General features: G+C 36.8%; 11 protein-coding genes. 10 read left to right on the forward strand and 1 reads right to left on the reverse strand.

Going from position 1 to position 19,235, the window contains the following annotated elements; translation table 11 throughout:
- Positions 1-125: 125 nt before the first annotated feature.
- Positions 126-1,400: an exo-beta-N-acetylmuramidase NamZ family protein gene (locus ACHZAX_RS00920; RefSeq protein WP_320017700.1), complete on the reverse strand. Its 1,275-nt coding sequence runs from the start codon at positions 1,398-1,400 to the stop codon at positions 126-128.
- A gap of 116 nt (positions 1,401-1,516) precedes the next feature.
- On the opposite strand from ACHZAX_RS00920, the gene ACHZAX_RS00925 reads away from it, so the two are divergent.
- The 10 genes from ACHZAX_RS00925 (at position 1,517) to porE (ending at position 19,199) form a co-directional block, all read left to right on the forward strand.
- A complete protein-coding gene (locus ACHZAX_RS00925) occupies positions 1,517-2,959 on the forward strand; it encodes a transglutaminase-like domain-containing protein (RefSeq protein ID WP_320017701.1) in 1,443 nt (480 codons plus the stop codon).
- Complete coding sequence (locus tag ACHZAX_RS00930) at positions 2,952-4,427, forward strand: glycoside hydrolase family 10 protein (protein ID WP_320017702.1); 1,476 nt, start codon at positions 2,952-2,954, stop codon at positions 4,425-4,427. The genes ACHZAX_RS00925 and ACHZAX_RS00930 overlap by 8 nt, the downstream gene beginning before the upstream one ends.
- 139 nt (positions 4,428-4,566) lie before the next feature.
- Entirely contained in the window at positions 4,567-5,742 is a 1,176-nt protein-coding gene (locus tag ACHZAX_RS00935; RefSeq protein WP_320017703.1) for a C40 family peptidase, read from the forward strand.
- A gap of 13 nt (positions 5,743-5,755) precedes the next feature.
- Positions 5,756-6,895, forward strand: coding sequence for a dipeptide epimerase (locus ACHZAX_RS00940; protein WP_320017704.1), 1,140 nt, complete (start codon positions 5,756-5,758; stop codon positions 6,893-6,895).
- A gap of 40 nt (positions 6,896-6,935) precedes the next feature.
- Positions 6,936-10,016 (forward strand): SusC/RagA family TonB-linked outer membrane protein, encoded by a 3,081-nt coding sequence (locus ACHZAX_RS00945; protein WP_320017705.1) that lies wholly within the window; start codon positions 6,936-6,938, stop codon positions 10,014-10,016.
- Between the two features lie 12 nt (positions 10,017-10,028).
- Positions 10,029-11,654: a RagB/SusD family nutrient uptake outer membrane protein gene (locus ACHZAX_RS00950; protein ID WP_320017706.1), complete on the forward strand. Its 1,626-nt coding sequence runs from the start codon at positions 10,029-10,031 to the stop codon at positions 11,652-11,654.
- Positions 11,655-11,895: 241 nt separating this feature from the next.
- On the forward strand, positions 11,896-13,098 hold the full coding sequence (locus ACHZAX_RS00955; RefSeq protein WP_320017707.1) for a metallophosphoesterase: 1,203 nt from the start codon (positions 11,896-11,898) through the stop codon (positions 13,096-13,098).
- A 20-nt stretch (positions 13,099-13,118) separates the two neighbouring features.
- Positions 13,119-14,234 carry a hypothetical protein gene (locus ACHZAX_RS00960; protein WP_320017708.1) on the forward strand — a complete coding sequence of 372 codons (1,116 nt, stop codon included), beginning with the start codon at positions 13,119-13,121 and terminating at the stop codon, positions 14,232-14,234.
- Positions 14,235-14,488: 254 nt separating this feature from the next.
- Positions 14,489-16,678 (forward strand): glutamine synthetase III family protein, encoded by a 2,190-nt coding sequence (locus tag ACHZAX_RS00965; protein WP_101309685.1) that lies wholly within the window; start codon positions 14,489-14,491, stop codon positions 16,676-16,678.
- 163 nt (positions 16,679-16,841) lie between these two features.
- Complete coding sequence (porE, locus tag ACHZAX_RS00970; RefSeq protein WP_320017709.1) at positions 16,842-19,199, forward strand: PorE family type IX secretion system protein; 2,358 nt, start codon at positions 16,842-16,844, stop codon at positions 19,197-19,199.
- Positions 19,200-19,235: the final 36 nt, after the last annotated feature.

Raw genomic sequence — 19,235 nt, forward strand, 5'->3', positions numbered from 1 at the left:
CTTTGTTTCAAAGTAGATTTTATTTTCTCTAAAATAAAGAATATATCAGGCAAAAGTAATCATTTTTACAATTTCACATTCTGATACAATGATAAATTATGATTCTAATTTTCATTTTATTGCGATCAATTATAGAGCCAGTATTTTTTTGATTTTTCCAAAAATGATTCTCTGGGCGCAAACCAAAGTTCTTTGATGTCACTTACCAGAAAGTTTTCGGTAAATCTCATTCTTATTTCCTTACTTCCGCATACTTTGTCGAACATACTTAAGCGTGATGCTTCGCACATTTCAAAAGGATTTTTATTGGGATACAATTTGTGACATTCCTGCATCACATAAAATTGAATGAGGGAGATTGGTGCTTTCTGAGTGTCTGTAAAATGCAATTGAACCCCATGAAGCATAAGGCCTTTCCCGACTGAATAGTATGGTTTATAGTGTACTGGGCGAAAAAGAACACCTGAGATTTGCAGATTATTTAAACTTTCAGCTAAATCGTCAGCATTGATCCATTCGGCAGCAAATAATTCGAATGGCTGAGTATAACCGACACCAATCGAAATGGTATACAATTCTCCAAGTATGCCCGAAGCTGCATAGTAAACTGCACTTGCTGAGTTCGGGATATGAGGAGATGTTGGGATCCAAGGCAAGCCGGTTTCCTGAAAAGTCATGTTTCGTTTCCATCCTTCCATTTTCACAACATGTAGTTTACATTTTTTACCATCCTTCAGCAAGCCTTCTTCATTCAAATAACCAGCCAGTTCGCCACAAGTTAGTCCGTACACATAGGGTATGGGGAACTGACTCACAAAAGATATTTGTTTAGGTTCAACCAAGCAACCTTCTATCTTATTTCCTCCAAAAGGATTTGGGCGATCCAATACGATAAATTCAACATTGTTTTCGGCACAAGCCTCCATTAATAATCCCATACTGCTGATGTATGTGTAGGAACGGACGCCTATATCCTGAATGTCGTATACAATAGCATCCAAACCTTTTAGCATTTTAGCATTTGGTTTTTGTTGTCTGCCATACAGCGAATAGACTTGAATACCTGTTTTTTTGTCGGTGTAGGTTGCTACTTTCTCACCGGCAGCATGATCTCCCCGTATTCCATGTTCAGGGCTGAATAGAACTTTAACATCTACATCATTGCAAGCATGAAGCAGATCGATAGTCGATTCTAAATTTTGATTTACCCCAGTAGGGTTGGTGATGATTCCAATCTTTTTTCCGGTAAGAAAAGAGTAATTGGTTTTTTGTAGTACATCTATGCCTGTTTTCACTTTTTGGGCAAGGATAGATGTCTGGAAAAATAATATTTGAATGCAGATTAAAAGAAGGGAATATCTTAATCCTCTGTAAATACGCAATGTGTTGTTGTTAATCATGATGACTGTTTTTTAATTTTTACAATTTAGATACTTGTTTTCTTTAATTTTTCATTGCAAAACTAATAAATTTTATATTTTTGTAACATGTATGACAACTTAATAGGTTTTGTGAAATGAATAACTCTTTAAGTCATTATTTTTTGCTTGCTTTTTGCTTCCTGTTTATTGGCTGTAATGTGTCAAATAAAGGTAAAGCAAATTTAGCCTTTTTAATTGATACAGGTGAGTTCACAATCGCCGGTCAAATTATTGGAGAGAAACTTTTGGATGGTGACTTGAACGAAAAGCAAAAAAATGATCTTTTGTTTCAAAAGGACATGATGTCGCGCATCGAGAGAGAGTATGCTTTAACCGAAGCGGATGTACTTGAAAGACTAATGCCTTACTTTTCTGATTCTACGACAATTTACATGGCAAAATGGGAAAAGGAAAAATCGCTTGAATACAGACTGATTAACGGACAGAAACGTTTTTTTAAAAATGCTGTTCCTAATTTATTCCGTTTGAACGAATTTGCGAAAAACAGAAAAGAAGAAATAAGTGAAAAAACGATAGATTCTTTAAAGAGTTTTTGTGTGTCTCACACCTTACAATTAATTTCCGAAAGGACTGAAAATGGGGAGTTGGTGAATCCTGTAGAATGCACAATGACTTATACAATCAGCGTGAAAGCTGACGCCGTTCCAGCAGGTGAGATTATTCGCTGTTGGATGCCTTATCCTAAAGAATCAAATGCCAGACAAACAAATGTTAATTTATTGAGCGTATTTCCTGAAAAATGCATTGTGGCTCCGGATTCATTTGCGCAGAGAAGTATCTATTGCGAGCAGCTTGCAGAGGCAGGTTTGGAAACAAAATTTTCTGTGAAATTCAGAACGAAAACGTATGCGAAAATATATGATCCTGCTAATATGAATTGTGTAGTATATGATACTGCATCTGTTTTGTATCAGAAAAATACAAGCGAACGACCACCGCAAATCATTTTTTCCGATCGGATAAAAAATTTAGCTGATGAAATTTGTGGAGGCGAGAAAAATCCTGTAAAACAAGTGAGTTTGTTGTATGATTGGATCAATTCAAATATTCTCTGGGCTAGTGCATTAGAATACTCCATAGTGCCAAATATTCCAGAATATGTATTGGAAAATATGCATGGCGATTGTGGAATGCAGACTCTCCTTTTCTTGACAATGGCTCGTTATCGCGGAATTCCGGTAAAGTGGCAAAGCGGCTGGATGCTGCATCCTGGCGAGGTAAATCTGCATGATTGGTGCGAAGTGTATTATGAAGGAATTGGATGGCTTCCGTTGGATCAGTCATTTGGTTTGCAGGAAAGTAAAAATGATATGGTGCGAAATTTTTACAAAACAAGTATTGATTCGTATCGGTTGATTGTGAATGATGATTTCTCGCAGGATTTGTTTCCTGCTAAAATTTGGCCGAGAAGTGAACCTATTGATTTTCAAAGAGGTGAATTGGAGTGGAAAGGTGGGAACCTTTATTTTAGTGATTGGAATTATAAAATGAAAGTAACGTATAATTGGAATGAGTAAAAAAGGATTTATAGGATTGTTATTGCTGTTGATTGCCTTTGGTGCAATGGCGAAAAATAAATCGCCGAAAAGAGAGATGCGTGCAGTATGGGTAGCAACAGTCGATAATATTGACTGGCCATCGAAAGCAGGTCTTTCTGTTGAGGAACAAAAGAAAGAAATGACAACTCTTTTGGATCAGCACAAAAAAAATGGAATGAATACCATTGTATTTCAGATTCGTCCGGCTGCCGATGCTTTTTACCAATCACCTTACGAACCTTGGTCGCAATGGTTGAGCGGAGAGCAGGGAATTGCGCCTGATCCGTTTTACGATCCGCTTCAGTTTGCTGTTGAAGAGTGTCATAAAAGAGCTATGGAACTTCATGCCTGGATGAATCCGTACAGAGCCGTTTTTCTTTATCAGGAAACAGAAACAGATCCTGAACACATAACGAATCAGCATCCTGAATGGTTCTTAACTTACGGAAAGCATAAGTATTTTAATCCGGGATTGCAGGAAACCAGAGATTATGTGTCCAAAATTGTCGGTGATGTTGTTCGCCGGTACGATGTTGACGCCATCCATTTTGATGATTATTTCTATCCATACAAAATAGCCGGAGAACCATTTCCAGATTCCTTAAGCTTCGCTCAAAATGGAAGTGAATTTTATCCGAACCGAATTGATGATTGGCGAAGAGATAATGTGAATCGTGTGATTAAGCAAATTAATGATACCATCAAATCGATTAAGCCGTGGATGCCTTTTGGGATTTCTCCTTTTGGAGTCTGGCGCAATAAGGATATGGATAAATTCGGATCGAGAACCAAAGCTGGTCAAACCAATTATGATGATTTATATGCTGATGTTTTGCTGTGGTTAAAAAACGATTGGATTGATTATGTAACACCTCAAATTTATTGGCACATTGGAAAAAAAGTTGCTGATTATAGAAAAATTGCGAAATGGTGGCGAAAAAATTCATTTGGCAAACCTTGCTATATTGGGCAAGGTGCTTATCGTTTGGACTCTGCTTCAAAAGCGAAAGCGTGGCAGACTTCAGATCAAATTATCCGGCAAATAAAACTGAATCGTCGTTTGAAAGGATTAAAAGGCAGCATGTTTTTTTGTTCGAAGAATTTCACCGAAAACCGATTAGGAATTAATGAAGCCTTACAAACAGAGGTATATCAGAGTCCTGCACTTAATTTGGAAAACAGCAATTATCAAGCGACCAAATTGGACGCGCCAAAATTGCAAATAAAGGAAGGTGTGCTGACTTGGAATGCTGTTGAAGGAGCCATTTACTATGTCGTATATCAGTCATCTGGAAAATCAATTAAAAACAATAAAGTATTTTGTATTACAACTTTATTGGAATTTAAAATACCAAAACAAGGAGAAAGGATGTTTTACTCGCTTAAATCAGTGAATAGAGGCCATTTTGAAAGTGTTGCCAGTAATTGGGTAAAGGCAGGTAAATAAATAGATGTCTATTTGTTAAATTTAAATATGTTCACTCGCATGATAAGTGTGTGTTTTTAAACATGTTGAACCGTTATTGGAAATCAACGGATGTGTTTAAATTTGGAATCATGTAAGATGTAATACCAATTAAATTAAAATGAGAAATAAAGTTTGGTTAGTGATTATTTTTATTGGTTTTGCTTGTAGTAACGATTCAAAATTGTTGCAGCAGGCAAACCAAATTTCTCATGCTGTAAAGTTGCAGATTGCACCGGATAGTAGAGAAGCAATTTTTAATCCTGCTTTTTCTATCAATAAGGACAATGGAATAGTTGTTAGTGGAGAAACATCTCTGCCGGAGGCAAAGTTAGCTTTGTTCTCAGCTCTGGAAGCCTTGGAAGTTCATTTGGTAGATAGCTTAGTTGTACTTCCTGAGAAAAAATTAGGGGATAAAAATTGGGGAGTAATCAACTTAAGTGTTGTGAACTTAAGAGCTTACCCAAAGCATTCGGCAGAGCTTGTTTCGCAATCAATAATGGGCACGCCGGTCAGGCTTTTAAAAGAAGAAAATGGCTGGTATCAGATACAGACTCCGGACAAATATATTGCCTGGGTTGACGGCGCTGCGATTGCTCAAAAAACAGGAAGCGAAATGGAGGTGTGGAGGAATTCAAACAGAGTAATCTTTCTTCCGGATTTCGAAGTTGTAAAAGATCCTTTACAAAAGGAAGTTGTTACAGATATAGTTGCAGGTGCAATTCTCGAGATTGAAAAAGAAAATCAGAGCTGTTATGATTTGAGCTTGCCCGATGGAAGAAAAATTCAAATTGAAAAATCGAATTGTGAACTATTTTCTGACTGGAAGACAAGGGAGTTGAAAGAGGCATCTATTTTAACCAAAACAGCAAAGCAATTTCTTGGCCGTCCTTATTTGTGGGGCGGAACTTCAGTAAAGGGAGTAGATTGCAGTGGGTTTGTCAAATCAGTTTATTTTATAAATGGGATTATTTTAGCGCGTGATGCATCATTGCAGTTTCTTCACGGAGATACCATTTCTCCCGCGCAAGGGTTTTTAAAGTTGGCGGAGGGAGATTTGGTTTTTTTTGGAAGAGCTAAGACAGATGAGAAGCCAATGAAAGTTACTCATGTAGGAATGTATATGAGTCATGGAGAATATATTCATTCTTCAGGAAGGGTTCGGATTAATAGTTTTGAGCCGGAAGCTGAAAATTATAATGATTACAGGTCGATTACCTGGTTGGGTGGACGACGGGTTTTAAATAGAATTGGAGAGTCTGGAATTTGCAGGGTTTCCGAGCATCCATGGTATTAAGAGAGTAAAGGAAATGGCAATAGACAGAAGAAAATTTTTAGGAAATACTGGTTTGTTGGCTGGAGCTGCATTTTTGCTTCCGGCAATGAATTCTTGCGGAGGAACAGGAACAGGTAAATCAAAACATTCAGGAACCGGATTGAAACTTAGTTTCGAACCTTATGAGTTGCAGCTGAAACATGTATTTACCATTGCATCTTTTTCCAGAACAACCACCCCGGTAATGCTTACCAAAATTGAGTGGGATGGAGTTGTTGGTTATGGCGAAGCTTCCATGCCTCCTTATTTGGGAGAATCCCACGAAACAGCCGCCAAATTTTTAAGCAGTTTAAATTTGAGACAATTCTCTGATCCGTTTCGGTTGAATGAAATATTAAGCTATGTAGATGCTGTTGCTGAAGGAAATTGTGCAGCAAAGGCGTCAATTGATATCGCTTTGCATGATCTGATTGGAAAATTATTGGAAAAACCATGGTTTAAAATCTGGGGGTACAATCAGGAAAATACTCCGCTGACCACATTTACCATTGGGATGGATAAACCTGATGTGGTAATTGAAAAAGTGAAAGAAGCTTCTCCTTATAAAATGCTAAAAGTGAAAATTGGGAGGGGTACCGATGAGGAGATGATTAATACAATTCGAAAAATTACAGATGTGCCTTTGTGTGTTGATGTGAATCAGGGATGGAAAGACAAACAAGAGGCTTTAGATAAAATTCATTGGTTAAAAGAACAAGGAGTTGTTTTTGTTGAGCAGCCAATGGACAAGCACAATTTTGATGATATGGCTTGGCTGACTCAGCATAGTCCCTTGCCTACAATTGCAGATGAAGCCATTCAGCGATTGGATGATGTGGCAAAATTACATGGAGTTTATTCCGGAATCAATATCAAATTGATGAAGTGTACCGGAATGCGCGAAGCTCATAAAATGATGAATGTGGCCCGTTCATTGGAAATGAAAGTGATGATTGGATGCATGACGGAAACGTCTTGTGGTGTTAGTGCGGCAGCCCAACTGTCGCCTATGGTTGATTGGGCTGATTTGGATGGAAACTTATTAATATCAAATGATCCTTTTAAAGGAATTGAGATTGTCGGCGGGAAAGTAATCTTACCGGACCGTCCGGGAATTGGAGTCATAAAAATATAAGTAATTTTTAATTATTTCTTGCTAATCTAAATTAAACACTATGAGAAAAATTGCATGCTTTACGTTAATCATGCTTCTTGGCTGGCAGGTATCCTGGGCACAGGATTTGCTGGTTAAAGGTGTGGTTACCGGTGCAGAAGACGGGTTAACTATCCCGGGCGTTTCGGTTGTAGTAAAAGGTACAACCAATGGAACAACTACCGATTTTGATGGAAAATATGAAATCAAAGTGGAAACGAATGCCATTTTGGTATTCACTTACATTGGAATGAAATCATTTGAGGCCGCAGTTGGTACTCAAGCAGAATTAAATGTGGCTCTTCAAACCGATAATTTCGCAATGGACGAAGTTGTGGTTGTTGGTTATGGCGTTCAAAAGAAAAGTGATATTACGGGTTCTGTAGCTAGTATAAGTACTAAGGATTTGGAAGATCAGCCTGTTTCAAACGGAGCAGCTCTTCTTCAAGGACGTGCTGCCGGAGTTATGGTAACGCAAACTTCCGGTGCTCCTGGTGCAGGTTTATCAGTACGGGTTCGTGGTACAGGAACTGTGAATAATTCTTCTCCTCTTTATGTAGTGGATGGAATCTTTTTGGATGATATTTCCAGTTTAAATCCAAGTGATTTTAAGAGTCTTGAGGTTTTGAAAGATGCATCGGCAACAGCTATTTATGGATCAAGAGGAGCGAATGGCGTTGTTTTAATTACAACTAAAACAGGTAATACCAAGGATGTAAAAGTTCAAATGGAATTAATGACCGGGCTTCAAAGTGTTTGGAATCAGCCAGATTTAATGAATACGCAGGATTGGTTGGCTACTTACAATGCAGCTCAAACAAATGCAGCAGCCTTTACAGGTTCAAGTGCTTACAAGCCACTTATTCTTAAATCTCCTTCTGATAATACAGCAAAAACAACGGATTGGTTTGATGAGGTGACGCGTGTGGGGAAAATTTATAAAACGAATGTTACTTTATCAAAAGGTGATGAATCTTCAAATACTCTATTCAGTGCAGGGTATTTTAAAAATGAAGGTGTTGTTTTAAATTCTAAATACGAGAGAGTTAATGCTCGTTTGAATAACAATTACAATATTGGTTCAAGAATTAAAGCGGGTATTAATCTTTCATTGTCTCACACCAATACAGATCAGGTAAACGGAAATGCTATTAATGGTATTTTAACTCTTGCTCAAAGAATGGATCCTATTACTCCGGTTTATCAAGAATCTGGGGAATATGCTTCTACTCCATATTCCGATTTGGCAAATCCTGTTGCTATATTAAACAGAGATGTTCGGGAAAAATCTGCTCTTTTGGTTTTGGCAAACTCATACCTGCAGGTTGAGCCAATCAAGAATTTGTTTATCAAGTCATCTGTAAGTTTAAATGTTTCCAGATCGAAAGAGAAGACTTATTTACCTTCGTATGATTATGGTAATGAAAAGAATATTACAAATAGTTTGTCAAAAACTACCCGTGAGTTCAATGGATTCTTAAGTGAGAATACAATTTCTTACAATATGAATATTGAGGATCATAGCATTAGTTTGTTAGCTGGTTTTACTGCAGAGAAAAACAAATCTGAGTATTTAGGAGCTTCAAGAAATAATATTCCAAACGATAATGAGGAGTTGCAGTATATTTCGGCTTCTACTGATTTGGAGAGTACTAATGCTTCGAATTCAGGAGTAGATACAAGAATGTATTCCTATTTAGGTAGAGTGAATTACAATTATGCAGATACCTATTTCCTAACTGCATCTTTCCGTCGTGATGGATCTTCTGTTTTTGGTCCTGATAAACGATTTGGTAATTTCCCTTCAATGTCCTTAGGATGGAAATTGAGAAATGAAAAATTCATGGATTTTTTACCGGAAGATGTGGTGAACAGAATAAAAATAAGAGCTGGTTGGGGACGTGTTGGTAATGCTAAGATTGATCCTTATTCATTTGCTTCTACAGTTCAAAGTAAAGATGCTTTGTTAGAGTATAGTTATGTAATTGGCGGTAAAGAGCAAGCGGGAGCGGCTCCTGTAAAAATGGCCAATTTAAAAGTTCAGTGGGAAACGGTAGAATCTACAAACTTTGGATTGGATCTGGCATTTTTTAATGATCAATTGACTTTTTCTGCGGATTATTTTAAGAAAGAGACCAAGGATATGTTGGTGCGAGTGCCAATTCCTCAATATGCAGGTTATGATGGAAGCCCGTATGCTAATGCAGGAACTGTTGAAAATAAAGGTTTTGAATTGAATTTGGGTTACCGAGGGAAAATTGGAAGTGATTTTAAATATTCTGTAAATGTAAATGCTTCTCATGTTAAAAATGAGGTGACCAGTCTTGGTGGTGGAATTCCTATTATTGAGGGGGCTGTTAGTCTTGTTGGTAATGTTACCAGAACTATGAAAGGGCTTCCTATTGGTTCATTTTATGGTTATCAGGTTGATGGAGTTTTTCAAACGGACGCTGAAGTTGCGTCAAGTGCTCAATCAAGTGAGCCAATTGGAGCGGGTGATTTTAGATTTAAAGATCAGTGGACCGATAAAGACAATGATGGTGTAATGGAAGCTCCTGATGGAGTTATCAATGGTGATGACCGTGTTCAGATTGGTGATCCAAATCCCGATTTGTTCTATGGTGTAAATATTGATTTGGAATACAAAGGTTTTGATTTGTCCATGTTCTTCCAAGGAGTAACAGGTAATGATATTTTTAACGGGTTTAAATATTACAATTACGCCGATATCAAAAGATTCGCATTAGCATCTGATTACAAGAATCACTGGACTGCTCAGAACAAATCAAATGAGATGTTTGGTTTAAATGCAGCAACAGTTGAGAAAAATTTGAGTGCTTCAGATTTTTATGTGGAAGATGGTTCGTATTTGCGCTTAAAAAACATTCAATTGGGTTATACTTTTAAAGATCTTACTCCTTGGATGTCAAATCTACGTGTTTATTTCTCTGGTCAGAATGTATTTACAATTACAAATTATTCTGGTTTGGATCCTGAAATTGGTGCTTCTAATCCAGATAGACCATCCTTAACCCAAGGAATTGATTACGGGACTTATCCACAAGCTAGAATTTTTTCAATAGGAGCTAATCTAACTTTCTAACAGTTGATGAAAATGAAGAAAATAAGAAATATAATAGTAGCGGGGCTTTTGATATTTTCATTAGGAGCCTGTGATAAAGACTATTTGGATACCGTAAAAATCGGGGAACAAACTTCAGAGAGTTTTTATTCGAACGATGCAGAGCTTGTAAAGGCGGCCAATGCATGTTATGCTCCGATGTGGGAGTATCATTACAACTGGGGAAGAACCTCATTAAATAATTCTACTACAGATGATGCTGTGGATAGAGAAGATTTGCCATTGCGTCAATTCACTTTCGATGCAACAGGATTTCTATTTACATATAATTATCGATACAATTATCGCGGAATTTTAATTGCAAACCAGCTGTTGGCGAATGTCGAAGGAAAAGATATCCCAAAAGTTAAAGATAAGTCTTTACAGGATCGTGTTGTAGGTGAAGCAAAATTTATGCGAGCATATTATTACTATGATTTGGTAAAGAATTATGGCGGTGTGCCATTGGTTACAGTTCCTCTATTGGGTGATGATTTGAATCAAACACGTGCAACTTCTGCGGAAATTTATGCGCAAATCGAAGCTGATTTAAAAGATGCTGTTGATGCTCTTCCATTAAAGACTGCATACTTTACTAGTGAAACAAAAAATGAATATGGTCGTGCAACTAAAGGTGCCGCATTAGGTTTGTTGGTAAAAGTTTGTGTTTCTCAGGCAAGTTCTGGTTATGCATCTCAGGATTTTTACAATGAGAACAAATGGGATGATGCAAAAACTTATGCAGAGCAACTATTTGGTTTAGGCGTTTATGACTTATTCCAAGGAGATTATCATGATTTGTTTTCAGAAGCAGAAGAAAATAACGAAGAATCTATTTTCGAAGTTCAGTTTTATGATTCTCCGCTTGATGATGGTGCTTATACCAACAATGGTAACTTTACCACTTTCTTAAATATGCCTTGGTTGGGAGCTGCTGATCCATATGGAAGATATCAGGCAACTTACGATTTGTATCTTGAATTTGAAAATGGCGATCCAAGACGTGATGCATCGCTAATTAATTCCCTTCAATATGCCGATCAGTGGATTCTGGAAGGTGAAACTCCAGGTGTAGTCGCTGAAGATTTAACAGGTTTTAGTAATTACAAGCATTATCTGTCTAAGCAAGAATATTTGAGTTTGGGTAATTTCAGAAACTCACCGGTTAATGAAAGAATTATCCGTTTATCAGATATTTACTTATTGTATGCGGAGGCTTGCTTTCATACGGACGATGAAGGAACTGCTAAAATCTACTTAAATAAAGTACGTGAGCGTGCCCGTCATGGAAATGCTTCTATTCTGGCTAATGTTACATCTTCAGGAACAGCTTTGCTGGATGCTATATATCACGAGCGTCGTGTTGAGCTTTGTGGTGAAGGTCATAGATTGCACGATTTGGTTCGAACTGGTAGATTAGAGCAAGAGCTTAAAACAGATGGTTACAAAGTTAAGGCTAGTATTACCCGTGATGGCGTCGGGGGATACGTAGTGGCTGATTCTGGAGAGCCAATCTTTAAGGCAACAAACTTAACAATGCCAAAAAATATTTTCTTTCCTCTTCCACAAAGTGAAGTAGATAATACAGGAGGACTTGTAGGACAAAATCCTGGATACTAATTCAGGTACTATGTAGTAGTAGTGTAACAGGGATTCTTCGGGATCCCTGTTTTTTTGTATGTAAAAGCTTCATTAATTTTTTACTATCTTCATAAGATGCCATCACAGTTCGTATTCGAACACCTGCTGTGTTAATTACGGACAGTTAACTCTTTTTCATTTTTTAAAATATTGGTTTAGTTTTTGATTTAAAGAGATATAGTAATTTTGGTATTTGATTTGAATAAGAAAAACAGATGATATGTATCGAAGGGTTAAGTTTTATAAATATGTAATTGTATTATTCCTGGCTGTAATTAATTTATGGTCATTCAATGTGGAAGCACAAGAAAAGAAGAATGAATTAAGCTCAGGTGCATTTTCATCTTACGATAAGGTTTTTAATGGAAATATTCAGGATCTTAACTTGGCAGACTACTCTGATGGGCCGCATTTTTTCTGGCTCGACGATAAAACTGTGAAGCTGTGGTATATCAATCATAAAAAAGAAGGAAATACCATTGATATCCGGGAGAAGAAAATAAAGATAAAAGGAGATTCGGTAGTAGTTAAAGGACAAAAAGGTGATAAGAATAAATATTGGCTTCGAAAGGGAAAATATCCAATTCAAAGTGCAGAATACTCGGGAGTGACAAAGCTGTTGGCAATTGGAGATGTGCATGGAGAATATGATGCACTGGTGGAATTATTGCGGAATATTGGAGTAATTAATAAGGATTTGGATTGGAATTGGGGAGATGGACATCTGGTTTTTGTCGGAGATATTTTTGACCGGGGAGATAAAGTAACTGAAAGTCTGTATTTAATTAAGAAATTACAAAGACAGGCAAATGAAAATAAAGGGAAACTGCATTTATTGCTAGGGAATCACGAAATAATGGTTTTAATGAACGATTCGCGTTACGTTGCTCCAAAGTATAAGAATATGTGCCAAAGGTTAATGTTTAATTACCCGCGCTTTTTTAAGGCAGATACAGAATTGGGGAAATGGCTGCGATCATTAAATTCCGTAGTTAAAATTAATGATTTACTATTTGTTCATGGTGGCTTGTCTCCTGATTTAGTTGATAGAGGACTTAGCTTGGAGCAAATAAACAATGATATTCGGAAAAGTATAAGAGATAATAAGATGACACATGAGAAGTTGATGAGATCCATATATTTCCCTGAAAACCCTTTGTGGTATAGAGGTTATCTGATGAAATCAAGAAGTTATTCAATCATTACTAATGAGGAGTTAAATAAGGTGCTTACTTATTATAATGTAAATAGAATTTTTATAGGGCATACAGAGGTTGAATCTATTCATTTTTTACATGAAGGTAAAGTCGTAGCAATAAATGTTCCAATGGGATATTCTGAAATTGAACCTCAGGTAGTGTTAATGGAAGATGGAAAATATTATCGTTGTTTTTCAGATGGAAGAAGAGAGTTAATTGAATAACATTTTTACAAAATAATGCAATGGGTAGACTGTCGAATACAATTAGGCTGGAAAATAATAACAAGAAAGATTTTTTCACAAAAGCTTTCTTAATCTTATTGATATTCCTTTATTCGATTCCAGTCAGTGCTGTTTCCAGAAAGGATAGAGACAGCTTGTTGCAATTGCCATTGTTTAAAAACGAAAAACTCCTTGAGCTCGAACTAAAAACTAATTTGTCAAGTTTGATAAATGATATTGGAGAGAACCGGATGTATCATAAATGCGAATTGCGGTTAATTGAGAATGAGAAGCAACCGGAAAGTAAGATAGATGTTGAAGTAATGACCCGGGGAAATTTTCGAAGGCGAAAACAAAACTGCGATTTCCCGCCACTACGATTTAAACTGCCTTCAGAAAAGTTGGCAGGAACCGAGTTTGAAGGACAAAGCAAGTTAAAATACGTAAGTCATTGCCAGTCTTATAAGGATGGATTCGAACAGAATACCATTAAAGAATATCTGATCTACAAGATGTATAATCTTATCGACGAACACAGTTATAGGGTTCGTTTGTCTCAAATTTCATTTATTGATCGTCTTACTAATGATACCATTCAAAAGTTTGGCTTTTTTCTGGAAGATAAAAATGATCTTGCCACCCGAAACGGAAAAATAATACTGCATTATAAAAATTTAAAGCAATACAATATTCTTCGAAAGAATATGGTGATGCTGTCTTTGTTTCAGTTGATGATTGGAAATTCAGACTGGGATATTTGCCGGTTGCACAATATTGAGATTTTGTCAGTGGATGAACAGAGCATTCCTGTTGCAGTACCTTTCGATTTTGATTGGTCGGGAATAATCAATCAGACTTATTTTACTTTGGATCCTCAAATAGCTCCCGATGCAAAGTATAAAAGAATATACAAAGGTTACAGATGGAGCGATGAGGAATTGAATGCCGCTTTTACAGATTTTAATGAACTGAAGGAAGCGTTTCTGGAATTGATTTCACGATGTGAATATTTAAATGAAGAGAATAGGCATGGAGTAACTGAGTATATCCTGAAATTTTATGAATTGATTGGTTCAAAAAAGGATGTTAGGGACGTTATTCGGAAAAATGCTCCTAAAATTCCATTGGTAAGATAAAAAGCAGTTTTTTTTTGAAAAAAACTGAAATTTTAAGCGCAAACGATAAAAATAAGGGGTTTTGATCCTGTTTTTATCGTTTTTTTGTTTTGTTGAGCATATTTTTTTGGAAGTAGAATTGTGAAATCAAATTATTTTATTCACATTTGTATCACTGCAAAGGGGGGTGTTGAGTAAAAATTAAATATTTTTTTGCTGAGTACCCCTTTTTTTCAATACGGATTAAGATATCAATAACTAAAATTTTTTCATTTATGACCACAATTAGATTTAAAGCGTTAGGGGAGTTACTTAAAAGAGAACCTAAAGCGGTTCATTTTCCTTCAAATAAGGTAACTGATTATTATGGGGAATTAGTTTTTAATGTAGAATCTATGAGAAAGTATCTTTCTAAAGAGGCTTTCCGAGCAGTAATGACTGCAAATCAAAAAGGTTTGGCTGTAGATCGAAAAATGGCAGATGGTATTGCTGCAGGTATGAAAGCATGGTCTATTGAAAAAGGAGCAACTCACTACACTCACTGGTTTCAGCCATTAACAGACGGAACTGCTGAAAAACACGACGGTTTTATCGATTATGGTGATGGTGGTCATATGATTGAAAACTTTTCCGGAAGTTTATTGGCTCAGCAGGAACCGGATGCATCTTCATTCCCTTCAGGTGGTATCCGTCAAACATTTGAGGCCCGTGGTTATACAGCTTGGGATGTATCATCTCCGGCTTTTATTGTAGGCACAACTCTTTGTATTCCTACTATATTTATATCTTATACAGGAGAGGCACTTGACTACAAGGCACCGTTATTGAAAGCATTAGCAGCAGTTGATGAAGCCGCTGTTGCTGTTTGTCAGTATTTCGATAAAAATGTAACTAAAGTTCATACCAATTTAGGATGGGAACAGGAATATTTCCTAATTGATGAAGCTTTATATTTGGCTCGCCCGGATTTAGTTTTAACAGGCCGTACTTTAATGGGACACTCTTCTTCTAAAGATCAGCAGTTGGATGACCATTATTTTGGATCTATTCCAGAACGTGTTACCGCTTTTATGATGGAATTGGAAGTTGAATGTCATAAATTGGGAATTCCTGTGAAAACCCGTCACAATGAGGTAGCTCCAAATCAGTTTGAGCTGGCACCTATTTATGAAGAAGCTAACCTTGCCAATGACCACAATCAGTTGGTTATGGATGTTATGAAAAAGGTTGCCCGTCACCACAAGTTCCGTATTCTTTTCCATGAAAAACCATTTGCAGGTATTAATGGATCAGGTAAACACAATAACTGGTCATTAGGAACCGATACAGGTGTTGTTCTTTTAGCTCCAGGTAAAAACCCTAAAGCGAATATTCAATTCCTTACTTTTGTTGTAAATACTTTGATGGCCGTATATAAGAATCAGGATTTGTTGCGTGCGTCAATTCTTACAGCATCAAACAGTCACCGCTTAGGTGCTAATGAGGCACCACCTTCAATTATTTCGGCTTTCCTTGGAGATGAAGTTTCAAGTATGTTGGATAGAATTGTAGAGGAAGTTGGTGAAAGAAAAATGACACCGGATGAAAAAACAGCTTTAAAATTGGGTATTGGCAGAATTCCTGAAATTATTTTAGATAATACGGATCGTAACCGTACTTCGCCATTTGCATTTACAGGAAACCGTTTTGAGTTCCGGGCTGTAGGTTCTTCTGTGAATAACGCTGCTGCTATGACTGCCTTAAGTGCTGCTGTTGCTGTTGAGTTAAAAGAATTTAAAATTGCAGTAGACGCTTTAATTGAACAAGGAATCAAAAAAGATGAAGCTATCTTTCAGGTTCTTAAGAAAATGATTATTGAATGCAAGCCGATCCGTTTTAACGGAGATGGTTATTCTGAAGATTGGGTAGTAGAAGCTAAGAAAAGAGGATTAACAAATATTACCAGTGTTCCTGAGTCAATATTAAAGTATCTTGATCCAGCTTCTAAAAAATCGTTGATTGAAAGTGGAGTGATGACCGAGAAAGAATTACACGCCCGTGTTGAGGTTGAATTAGAAAAATTTACTAAGAAAGTTCAAATTGAAGCTCGTGTTCTTGGAGATTTGGCAATCAATCATATCGTACCAACGGCTGTTGCTTATCAAACTAAGCTAATCCAAAACGTTCAGGGCTTAAGAGATATCTTTACCAACAGTGAGTATGAAGAATTGTCTGGCGCACGTAAAGAGTTAATTAAAGAGATTTCGGTTCATATCAGCTCAATTAAAGCTAAAGTGAGAGAAATGGTTGATGCTCGTAAAGCATGTAATGTATTGAAAGAAGGCATGGAAATGGCTGTGGCTTATGATGAAAAAGTTCGTCCTTATCTTTCTAGTATCAGATATCATATTGATAAGTTGGAGTTGGTCGTTGATAACGAAATGTGGCCATTGCCAAAATATCGTGAATTGTTATTCAATAACTAGTCGAGACAACAATAAAAATTGCAAAAGGATGTTCATTTATTTGAACATCCTTTTCTGTTTTATATAAGAAATGTTTATCTCTACTGACAAAACATTGACCACTGGAATAAAATAATTATTTTTATACCTTGTTAGTTCAATAATTGAATTTTAAACTCATCTGATGAAGCTTTTTTCCAATATCTGTATTTTTATTATTCTGGGAGTATTTGTTTCCTGTTCTTCGCAATCCTACGTAAATCGTGGCGATAAAATGGTTCAGTCCGGACAGTATTACTATGCACAAGGTTTGTACGAAAAAGCTTATGAAAAGTCAAAGGATAAAGAACTAAAAGCCGATATAGCATTTAAAGCAGCCTCTTGCTTCGATCAGGTAAATGAAGTACGTAAGGCTTCCTCTTGGTATCGAAGAGCCATATTAAACCGGGATACTTTCTCAAATGCTGTTTTAAATTTAGCTTATGCTGAAGTGAAAAACGGGAAAATGGAAGAGGCCGAGGAAAATTTCTGGGAGTATCTCGATCTAAAGCCCGAAGCAAAAGCAGAGAATGATCCTTCTGAAATACTAAAAAGAATTAACACATGGGAAGAGTATCCGGGAAGATATAAAGTGGAGATATTAAATGATTTTAATTCATCGGGCAGTGATTTTTGCCCTGTTTATATGGGGAAAGATACAAATGTTATCTTTTTCTCATCAACAAGGAAGTTGAATGATAAGCCTAAAAAAGACGGTGTTACAGGAGATTTTCATTCAAATATTTTTGAGTCGCATTATTCCAATGAAGTGATTCGAAAGAGTAAAAAGAGAAAAGGGAAAGAGGCAACATCACGAAAAGTAATTGTTGATACTTATCAATGGAGTAAGGCTCGTGGTGTGGGAGATACAGTTAACTCTGACTGGAACGAAGGTGCGGCATGTTTTTCTCCTGAGGCAGATGTGTTGTATTTTACTTCTTCCCGAAAAATAACCAAAGACAATCAGGGAACAAAAATATTTGCTGTGCAAAGGCAGGAAGATGGCTGGGGAAGTGTCGCACAGCTCGATCTGGTTCCGGATAGTCTGTCCGTGGGGCATCCTTCTATTTCGGCTGACGGTAATATTCTGTATTTCGTATCCGATATGCCTGGTGGTTACGGAGGAAATGACATTTGGATGGCGAAAAAGAGTGGAAGCAGTTGGAGTGTACCTCAAAATATGGGGAGGCCAATCAATTCTCCAAACAATGAGTTATTTCCCTTCATAAAGAACAATGGCGATTTATTCTTTGCTTCTGATAGAAAGGAAGGCATGGGTGGTTTGGATATTTATCAGGCAAAACGCCAGGAGACCGGTGTGTGGAAAGTGGAGAATATGAAATATCCAATAAATTCTATTGCCGATGATTTTGCAATGGTATTTCAGCCTGATCAGGAGAAGGGAATGTTTACATCTTCGCGAAAAAATGGCAACGATGATATTTATAGATTTGATTATGTGCCTTTACAGTTTTCTTTTTTGGGAAAAATTGTAAACTCTGAAACAAACGAATTTATCCCTAATGCAGATATTCATATCGTTTCTTCGAATGGTGAACAAATGGATAGTCAAGCAGCTGAAGACGGGCAATTTAATGTTGATCTTGATCCTGAATTGGAATATATTGTAATGGTTTCGGCAGAAGGATATCTGAATGGCAAAGAGCAGGTGAGTACTTTAGGAATAGAAATCAGCCGCAATTTTAAATCAATAATTGGTTTAAAACCGATTGAAAAACCAATTGAACTGCCAAATATATTTTACGATTTTGGATCATGGCAATTAAGGGAAGAATCTAAAACGGCTTTAGATGGTTTGGTGGAAACATTAAACGATAATCCTAAAATTACGATTGAACTGGGATCGCATACCGATTATGTCGGAAGTGAGTCCACAAACCGCGATCTTTCTCAGAAGAGAGCACAGTCAGTTGTCGATTATTTAATAGAAAAAGGAATCTACTGGGATCGGTTAATTGCTCATGGTTATGGGGAATCGAAACCTCAGACAATTAACGCGGTGAAGGCAAAAGAGTTTGATTTTTTAGCTGAAGGAGATGTGTTGAGTGAATCTTTTATCAGTAAGCTGAAAGAGAAAGAGAAGGATGAGGCGAATCAGTTGAATCGCAGAACCGATTTTAGAGTGCTGTCAACAGACTATCAGCCGGGACCAAATTCTAAAGTGAAACCAGGATCTGATTCCAGTCAAATAGGTAATACATTAATAAAGGATTTATCAGAAATTAAAGGTGTTTTCTATACCGTTCAGATAGGAGCGTTCAATAAAAATACGATTCCGCCCATACTTCAAAAATACAAAGTTGTTTTCCGCGGAAGCGTAGATGATTCTACAGTGAGATATACTACCGGAATATTTGATGATTTGGAAGAAGCAAGAGCTGAAGCAGGTAAGATTAGTGAAACTGGAATTAATGCATTTGTAATCGCTTACAATAAAGGGAAAAAGATTACCTTTGCCGAAGCAAAAAAATTGAAGAAGTAAATGAGTAAGTAAGAGTGAGACTGTTTTATCTGTTTG

It is taken from the genome of Labilibaculum manganireducens, assembly GCF_963665805.2.
Taxonomy (GTDB): Bacteria; Bacteroidota; Bacteroidia; order Bacteroidales; family Marinifilaceae; genus Labilibaculum; species Labilibaculum manganireducens.